At 65.3% G+C, this 363-nt stretch carries 1 pseudogene; it reads right to left on the minus strand.

The features are described from left to right. Positions 1-278 (minus strand): annotated as a pseudogene (locus tag RMT89_RS41645) (IS3 family transposase); the annotation flags it as partial. Positions 279-363 lie beyond the last annotated feature (85 nt).

The following is a 363-nucleotide window of genomic DNA, read 5'->3' on the forward strand; positions in this document are numbered from 1 at the left end:
ATGCGCCGGGAGAAGGTGTCCACGACGAAGGCGACGTAGACGACACCGCTCCAGGCGGCGACATGCGTGAAGTCGGCAACCCAGCAGCGGTTCGGGGCACGGGCGACGAAGTCGCGGTCGACAAGGTCCGGGGCCCGCCCGGCGGCCGGATCGGTGATCGTCGTTATCACCTTCTTGCCGCGGACGGCGCCGGTGATGCCGAGTTCGCGCATCAGACGCTCGATGGTGCAGCGGGCCACCGTATGTCCCTGCCGGTTCAGCTCGCGCCAGATCTTCCGGGTAGACAGGGTGTGTCAATTTAACGGCTGATCTTGGTTGTTGAGGTGTCAGTTGTTGCTCGGGGTCAGGCGGCCTTCGAAGGCG

It is taken from the genome of Streptomyces sp. P17, from assembly GCF_032436805.1.
Taxonomy (GTDB): Bacteria; Actinomycetota; Actinomycetes; order Streptomycetales; family Streptomycetaceae; genus Streptomyces.